Genomic DNA, 8,368 nt, shown 5'->3' with positions numbered 1-8,368 from the left:
TATTAACTCTGCTTTCTTTTTGATATTTCTTAGTTCTTGTGTACTACTCTGTCTGCTTTTTGCTGATCTGTGACAGTTAGGGTGCGGAAGGTGGGCTACAGCATTTAGACAACTTGATAGTCTTACTAGTTCAGATAAAGAAAAACTGCGACAGGCTTTGATGCGAGTTTGTCAAGAAGAAGTAGATAGGTTTATGGAAACGCTTAGAAATTGTCTTGAGCGTTACATTAGTAATTTAGTAATATAGTTTTAATTCCGCTTTTCGGAAAGAGATACGAATTTAATAGTATTGATGATGCAATTAGTGGGCTGGATACGCTTAAGATTGACAGTCCAGTAGGAGAATTTGAAAAATTTTAAGTTATCGTTGATTATAATAATAGCGATACAATTCGAGCAACTTTTCAAAACAAGAATTTGTTGATAGACTTTTTAAGAAAATTGGAACATTAAGTCCAGCTTAATAGTGAATTGATTTTTCACCAAGCCTAACTTAAATCTAAATATAAAATAAACCTGCTACTGGAACCAAACCCTACACCTCTACTATCTAGCTTGTTTCCGGTAATGTGTCGTGTCCGATCGCATCACCGGAGATCCACTTTTGCACCTATAGCTTAGACTTAAAAAAAAGCTTAGTATCGATGAATCAAAGTGTAAGTGGTACTCCCAGCCTGGAAGAACATACTCATCAAAATCCTGTTGCTACGAAACAACAGCTATCTAGGAAGCAAGTAATTGTCCTTGTCTTGGAAATGCTTCTGGCATTACCTCTAGGTTTACTCCTCACAAAGTTCCAAATTGGCAGGATTGCCTGGATATTTGGTGGGATTGCAGCTGGTACAGTGATTCTCCAAGGGTGTCGAATTTTTTATCAATATTCCCCCCAACCTAACCGCACCGCTAGAAAAGTGGGAATGGTACTTGTCGGCTTAACTGTCGGCGCTTCCAATGCCCACGCTAATCTAGCTAGTGTTGCTTCTGGTATTCCTATATTTATTTTTCTTACCTTATTTCTGCTGCTGAGTGGAGGCTGTATCGGTTACATTTACTCTCGCGTCAGCAAAACCAACCTATTTACAGCAATGCTGGCTACAGTTCCTGGCGGTGTAGGAATTATGGCGGCGATCGCAGCCGATTACAATAAAAATGTTAGCTTGGTTGCCCTAGTTCAGGCGATTCGCGTCACTTGTGTAGTTGTTCTAATTCCCCTCGTCGTTAAAACATCAACTGGTAATTACTATCCGCAAACGCTCCCAATCAACGCTGCCTGGCTCAATCTCGATCCATCTCAACTAGAATTACTGTTGTTAGTACTGCTAATTACTGGATTAGTAGTTTATCCAGCTATATTATTTAAAATTCCCGCTGGCGATTTCTTTGGTGCATTGTTGATTGGCATCGGGTTTAATCCTTTGCTACATTGGCTGCCTTTTGTGGGTGATATTAGCTTTAGTCCGCCGCCAATAATAAACTTATTGGGCCAAATGCTGCTGGGAATTACGATTGGTGAATATTGGGGAGACAAACCCAACTTGAGAAAGCGGACTGTCGCCTATGCCTTCATGTCTGTGGGGATGACTCTTGTAGCCGGAGCGATCGCTGCTATACTTGCGATTCAATTAACCTCTTGGGACTGGTTAACCTGTCTTTTAGTCACAGCACCAGGAGGATCGGCAGAAATGATCTTAGTTTCCCTGGCATTGAATCATAATGTTGAAATTGTCACAACTGGTCATTTAGTGCGACTAATTGCGATCAATAGTTCCTTGCCTCTTTGGGTGTTTTTGTTTCGCCGTCTGGATGAGCAGGTTTCTGAACCAGTTTAATTGATAAAGGCATTGGGCATTGGGCAAAATAGTAGAGTTTTTATGCTTGTTCACGAGTATCAAAGACTCATTAATGGAGTTCAAAGACTCATCGGCGAGTATCAAAGACTCGTTAACGGAGTTCAAAGACTCATTCACGAGTATCAAAGACTCGTTAACGGAGTTCAAAGACTCATTCACGAGTATCAAAGACTCGTCGGCGAGTATTAAAGACTCGTTAACGGAGTTCAAAGACTCATTGTTGCATTCATTCCAAAATATATTTCTTCTACTCCTCCCCTGTCTTCTAACTTCTAAAGATGCAACTTGAATGCTGATTAGCTTATTCTTTTGTTATCCAAATATTAAGGATGCTTTAGATGGTTGCCCAAATTCAAGAACTTGAAGCGCAGCACTGGGTTAAAACTCGTTCTTCCCTTGACCCTAGCGAATCCACTTTCCTGATTTGGAAAGGTAAAATTTACGCTTTTATTCCCGGTGAGAAGAGACAACTCCTGTTTAAGATGCTGGGATTAAGCGTTAGCCGATGTATTCCCACAGCAGAGGGTAGCTGGGATTTTACTTCTAGGGAACTAACTTACTACCTCAACCCAAAAACAGATGAGGTTTTATCCAAATGGGAGAATCCTTGGACAGGCGAGACAGTTCCGGTGATTCACGTTGCCAATAATCCTGTGCAGGGTAAGTTTGAGGGAAACTTCCCCGCACAAGTCGATGGTGACAGCACAACCTTCGTTTTTGATATATTTCCTTATTACCCCAATCCCTTAGCAGACGATCGCAAATTTGCCGAATACAGCCCAAATCCAATTTATCAGGCAGCGGAGTTGTTTAAATTAACTGTACCAACCGCAGATTTATTCAACCCAGCCCTTAAATCAGTTTCTGAACTCAAACTGAGTTGGGATCGGATTGGTCAATGGCTTCCTTGGATGAAAATGGGCGATCGCCCCGGTCAACTTATTTACAGTGCTGTTGGCAGCAAAGTCAATGGTTTAACAGAACTGCCCCCAGTGCTGCAAGACGAAATTAATAACCGTATTCCTTTATATAAACAAGCCCCAAAAGCATTGATAGATGGGGAAGATATGACTTCCTGGTTGTACTTCCAAAAGCACTTTCAAGCTTACTTAGCTGGTGAAACCTTCCCGCTTCCCCAAGCAGAAGAGTCCTGAGTGCTATTAGCAGTAGTGGGGCGTTTAACTCCTGCTAAGTGCTGAGTTTGGAGTTGGGAGACAGTATTTATTCTCCCTTCTACTCAATGCCTTCTAATTTACTCTTGACCCGAACAATCAAATAGATGTAAACCTAACCGTTGGGAAAGTTCTTCACACACCTTTACCCCCCGCACACTATTACCACGCACATCCAACAACGGTGAAAAAACTCCAATGCCCATCTTATTGGGTACAACGGCAATAATCCCACCACAAATTCCACTTTTCGCCGGAATCCCAATTTTATAAGCCCACTCACCTGCAAAGTTGTACATCCCACAGGTATACATAACACTCAAAATATCTTTGATGTAACGCTTATCTACCGCCTGTTCTTTGGTGATGGGGTTAATACCTCTGTTAGCAAGGGTAGCCGCCATCACCGCCAAGTCTTGACAATTCACCATCACAGCACACTGCTGGAAATAAAGATCCAGCGCCTCTTCAATGTTTCGGTCAATCATGCCAAAGTTGAGCATCAAATGCGCCATTGCGCGATTGCGATGCCCTGTGCTGCGTTCTGAGGTAAAAACTGAAATGTCAACGAATACATCGCGGCCAATATATCGGCGAAACATATCCAGCATTCGGTTGAGGCGTTCGGTGGGGCCGGAACCTTTGATTAAGCTGGTGGTGGCGATCGCTCCAGCGTTTACCATTGGATTATAAGGTCGCTTCGATTGCTCATCCAAAACAATCGCGTTGAATGCATCTCCCGTCGGTTCAACGCCAACTCTTGTCAAAACGTAATCTAGCCCATGATCTTCTAAGGCAAGTCCATAAGCAAACACTTTAGAAATTGACTGAATGGTAAAAAGTTGCTCGTAGTCCCCAACTTTATAAACCTGACCGTCTACTGTCACAATGCAAATGCTGAACAAATCCGGGTTTGCCTTTGCCAGTTCAGGAATGTATTTTGCTACTGCACCCTCCCGCAGAGACTTGTACTGGGAATGTAACTCGTTGAGAAAAGCTAATAAGGGCGATGGTTCTATTTCTATATCTCCTTGATTTGTCATTAGGCTGATGGCATTTCCCAAAATACCTACTATATATAGAAGAGGTGCAGCTGTACATCCCTACAGTTACAAAGATTTTGTCAAAAACAGCTTGCTCTAAAAAATCATACTTGAGCAATTACTGAAGACAAACAAGACAAAATGTAGCTTTTATCACATGCAACATCTGTTGTTTAAGCGATCGCAAAGTTTTCTTAATTTTTAAGTCAATAATCCTGAAAAATATTAGTTTGAGTATTGTCCTTTTTTTTATACTCAGCAATACGGTTAACGGAAGTTATATTGATCACCAATATCAGTCTAGTTGTGGAGAACAAAAGTAATGATTGATGTAAGTAGAAAAAACTTTGAAAAAAGATATTAAACTCAAACTAATTTGCATAATTTTTTAAGATGTAACTCATATCACAACTTATTCATAGTTAAATCTAAATATTTCATTAAATAAATGATTTTAAGTATTTATGCCGATGCTATTTAATTAAAGTTATATTAACTTCTTATAGGAAATAGCCAAAAACAATGTGATCTAGAATACACGGATAGTTGCGAGCCTTTAGAAGTGATGTGAATAGGGTATCGCTACTTTAGTGTGAAATAAGCGTAAAGTTTTTTTAATAAATTTTTGACTTACGGAAAAAAGCGTTACATAGCCAAAGTCCGCTTTTGAGAAAGGTTTCGACCTTCAAATTGGAATGGGAATTTGAGAAAGTAGACGATAGTTACGCTAAAACCCTGATCCCCAAGCCAAAAGGTTCGTGTTAGTCTGTTGCAGTTATAAAGAACAAAGTGAAAACGGAACGAGTTCGAGTTTTTCAAAAGGGAAATCACTTTCATTAGTGATAAATCCCACAAGTTATAAAACTTTAAGTTCTACAGTCGCTTTCAAAAACGGACGCATGAATCAAAGACATTTGTGGACTATTGTTGCCCTGTTTCTGACTGTTTTGGGAATACCATCAGTCGGTTGCACTCAAACCACCAAAGGAAATGCGCTAGCATCCCAAAAATCACCTGCCCCTGATGTGGTTAAGGTGGGAGAGTACCAATCAACAGCAGGGAAACAAACCTTGGATGCTGTGATTACAGAAATTCATCCTCACAACATTAAAGGACGTAAGGCGGCAACCCTTTTTATCAAAAATATACCTGTTCTCACCTTTTTGAGTTCTGTATCAAATACGAATCTTGAGACTAAAAAAGTTGGTGCAATTGGCAATACTGGGGGCGTACAATCGTACGCCCTTATTGCTAGCAATTCATCAAATGCATTCAATACTGGGAACGTCACAGATGCGAGTAACCAGATTAGCTCCGCTGACAATGACCCGGTTCAGATAGCTAGTGTAATAGCAGCTAAGATCAACCAGTTGAATCGGGAAAACGTGGACGGGAGTAAGATTACCGTTAGTTGGAAAGCAGGGGAAAAATCTACTGCCGATCGAGCGCAAAACAAAAGTGTTCCTGTCCAACAAAATGGCGATCGCTATGTAATTAAAATTAATGGCGAAGAGTTGGTCGAAATCAGCGAAGGTACGCGATTAGCAGGTAGTACCAACGATCTAGCGCAAGATGCATTGCAAGCAACCAATCGCTTGCGGAGACTATTAGGCAATGCATCTCCCCTAAAAGAGATTGCGAATTTACCAGTACGTCAACAAATATCAATACCAAAGCTACCCCAACAGGTTGCCGTCGGAGTAGTGCGAGCCACCCTGAGAGGCATGGCTTCTTTTTACGGCTATGACGGTTCTGGTACTCAGACTGCTAGCGGTCAGAGATTTAATCCAGAAGCAATGACTGCCGCTCATCGTAGTTTACCCTTTGGTACGCAAGTTCGTGTAACTAACACTCGCAACGGTCGTTCCGTAGTGCTGCGGATTAATGACCGAGGCCCATTCATTCGGGGTCGAGTCATTGACGTGTCTGCCGGCGCGGCTCGAATTTTGGGAATGATGGGCAGTGGCGTGGCACCAGTGCATATTGAAGTTTTGGGGAAATAATCGAGTAGGTTACAGGTTACAGGTTACAGGGGAAAAATTATTCCCGATCGCCTGTCACCTATAACCTTTCCCCTAGACCCAATCCCAGTTCCGTATCACTTAATTCCCCTAGTTCAATCAACTCTTCCCTCTATTTCGGATATAAACTAACGGGGGAGGGATCGATAAGAACTAGGGGTATTTTTGTGCGCCTGCTGACAACAGTCGCAGCTTTACGCTGCTATTTAACTAAACGCTGCTCAGAAAACAAGCTAATTGCGGTTGCTGAGGATCTGAGACTAGATGAGATGACTGGCTGGTATCAGACGGCAGTCGGTCTGGTGCCAACGATGGGAAATTTGCATCAAGGTCATTTAAGCTTAATCCAACGGGCGCGGCACGAAAATTCTACGGTGATTGTAAGTATTTTCGTCAATCCCCTGCAATTTGCTCCTAATGAGGATTATCAACGCTATCCCCGCACTTTAGAGCAAGACCAAAAACTTTGCGAACAAGCTGGGGTACATGCCATTTTTGCACCGACTCCGGAAGAAATGGCAGTTCCTCAGAAGAGTATACAAGAATCAAAGGTTACACAAGTTATCCCCCCATCTGCTATGATGACAGGCTTGTGTGGTCGTTCTCGGCAAGGTCACTTTCAGGGTGTCGCTACGATTGTTACCAAACTTTTCAATTTGGTACAGCCTGACCGTGCCTACTTTGGTGAAAAGGATGGTCAGCAACTAGCAATTATTAAACGCTTAGTGGCTGACTTAAATTTGCCAGTAGAAATTGTTGCTTGTCCAACAGTACGGGAAGCGTCGGGTCTGGCCTTCAGTTCTCGCAATCAATATTTGACTGCAACGGCAAAAGAGCAAGCAGCAGTCTTATATCGTGGCTTGCAACGAGCTGAAGCTGCATTCATTGCAGGCGATCGCAATAGCAACAAGTTGATAGCAGTGGTACAGCAAGAAGTGGCAATGGTCAGCACAGTCTCAGTGGAATATATTGAATTGGTTGAACCGACTACGTTGATGTCTTTAGAAAAAGTTGAGGAGGAAGGAATGTTGGCGATCGCAGCTCGTCTTGGTGCTACACGTTTGATTGACAATATCATATTGCGCGATCGTCAACCCATCATCGCCATTGATGGCCCAGCCGGCGCTGGAAAATCCACAGTGGCGCGGCAAGTGGCAGCAAATCTGAATTTAGTGTATTTAGATACAGGAGCGATGTACCGTGCTGTCACTTGGTTAGTACTGCAAAAGGGGATTGCTATTGACGATGAGTGTACGATCGCAGAATTAGCTAATCAGTGTAAAATTGAACTGACTCCCACCCAGGATTTACAATCATCCGTGCGGGTTTGGATTGATGGTACTGATGTTACTCAGGTAATTCGTACCATTGAGGTAACATCTCAAGTATCTGCGATCGCGGCACAAAGCGCTGTCCGTCAAGCACTGGTTAAACAACAGCAAAGCTGGGGTAAAAAAGGTGGTTTAGTTGCTGAAGGTCGGGATATTGGTACTCACGTATTTCCCGATGCCGAAGTTAAAATCTTCTTAACGGCTTCAGTCGGTGAACGTGCCCGTCGCCGCCAGCAAGACTTTCACTCCCAAGGTCAACCTGAAGTGAGTTTAGAGCAGTTGGAACACGACATCGCCGAACGTGACTGGAAAGATAGTACACGCAAGGTTTCTCCTTTGCGGAAAGCAGCAGATGCGATCGAACTTCAAACTGATGGTTTGGACGTGTCTGAAGTCACGGCACAGATTGTTAACTATTACCAACAACGTTTATCTCAGTGTTAATTACTGCTATTTGCTGTTAGTTTTCTAGTTTCAAAGGGTGGTAGGTGAGTGATTATTTACTTACCATCCTTAAAAATGTATTTAAAAAGAAAATAGATAATTTGACTATTGACTATAATTATTATTTGAAAATTAACATTTCTTTAATTGTAAATAATATTGTCACATTTATTTTTTTAATATTAAATCATCTTGCTTTCGACTGATTTTCCAAATCGTAATTAATCTTACTAAAGATAGAAGTATTAAAGCTTTAATTGCTAAATGCTAGTTAGTTATTAGCCTTTCGCTACAAGATATTAGTCATTTTTATTTATAGTCAGGAATTACTATTGATTTGACTTATCACCAAAGTACTTTGTTTCCGTCTTCACTTTATCTACACTTTGGTAGTAGAATGACGATGTTAAGTTTTATGTTTCGCTAATCAAAGACATAAAACCCCTACAAATAAAAGCTATTAATTTCCCAAACTTTTGCAATAGCTTAAAACTGGAAACCGGTAAA

Annotated in this window: 5 protein-coding genes; 4 read left to right on the top strand and 1 reads right to left on the bottom strand. The window is 41.6% G+C overall.

All coding sequences use genetic code 11. The features are described from left to right. Positions 1-644: 644 nt before the first annotated feature. Both V7K53_RS15740 and V7K53_RS15735 read left to right on the top strand, forming a co-directional pair. Entirely contained in the window at positions 645-1,829 is a 1,185-nt protein-coding gene (locus tag V7K53_RS15740; RefSeq protein ID WP_335198445.1) for an AbrB family transcriptional regulator, read from the top strand. A gap of 359 nt (positions 1,830-2,188) precedes the next feature. Further along, positions 2,189-3,004, top strand: a complete 816-nt coding sequence (locus V7K53_RS15735; RefSeq protein ID WP_335198444.1) for a DUF1838 domain-containing protein — start codon at positions 2,189-2,191, stop codon at positions 3,002-3,004. A 98-nt stretch (positions 3,005-3,102) separates the two neighbouring features. On the opposite strand, the gene glsA is transcribed toward V7K53_RS15735, so the two are convergent. Next, positions 3,103-4,074: a glutaminase A gene (glsA, locus tag V7K53_RS15730; RefSeq protein WP_335198447.1), complete on the bottom strand. Its 972-nt coding sequence runs from the start codon at positions 4,072-4,074 to the stop codon at positions 3,103-3,105. 890 nt (positions 4,075-4,964) lie between these two features. On the opposite strand from glsA, the gene V7K53_RS15725 reads away from it, so the two are divergent. Beyond that, complete coding sequence (locus V7K53_RS15725) at positions 4,965-6,068, top strand: septal ring lytic transglycosylase RlpA family protein (RefSeq protein ID WP_335198443.1); 1,104 nt, start codon at positions 4,965-4,967, stop codon at positions 6,066-6,068. A gap of 185 nt (positions 6,069-6,253) precedes the next feature. Next, positions 6,254-7,861 carry a bifunctional pantoate--beta-alanine ligase/(d)CMP kinase gene (locus V7K53_RS15720; RefSeq protein WP_335198442.1) on the top strand — a complete coding sequence of 536 codons (1,608 nt, stop codon included), beginning with the start codon at positions 6,254-6,256 and terminating at the stop codon, positions 7,859-7,861. The last annotated feature ends 507 nt before the right edge of the window (positions 7,862-8,368 follow it).

The organism is Nostoc sp. (genome assembly GCF_036917355.1).
GTDB lineage: Bacteria > Cyanobacteriota > Cyanobacteriia > Cyanobacteriales > Nostocaceae > Nostoc.
The sequence above is the reverse complement of the archived record's forward strand: the minus strand, read 5'-3'. Positions and strand labels throughout refer to the sequence as shown.

Coding starts and splice junctions, on each gene's coding strand:
- V7K53_RS15740 (WP_335198445.1), top strand. CDS start 645: ATGAATCAAAGTGTAAGTGGTACTCCCAGCCTGGAAGAACATACTCAT.
- V7K53_RS15735 (WP_335198444.1), top strand. CDS start 2,189: ATGGTTGCCCAAATTCAAGAACTTGAAGCGCAGCACTGGGTTAAAACT.
- V7K53_RS15725 (WP_335198443.1), top strand. CDS start 4,965: ATGAATCAAAGACATTTGTGGACTATTGTTGCCCTGTTTCTGACTGTT.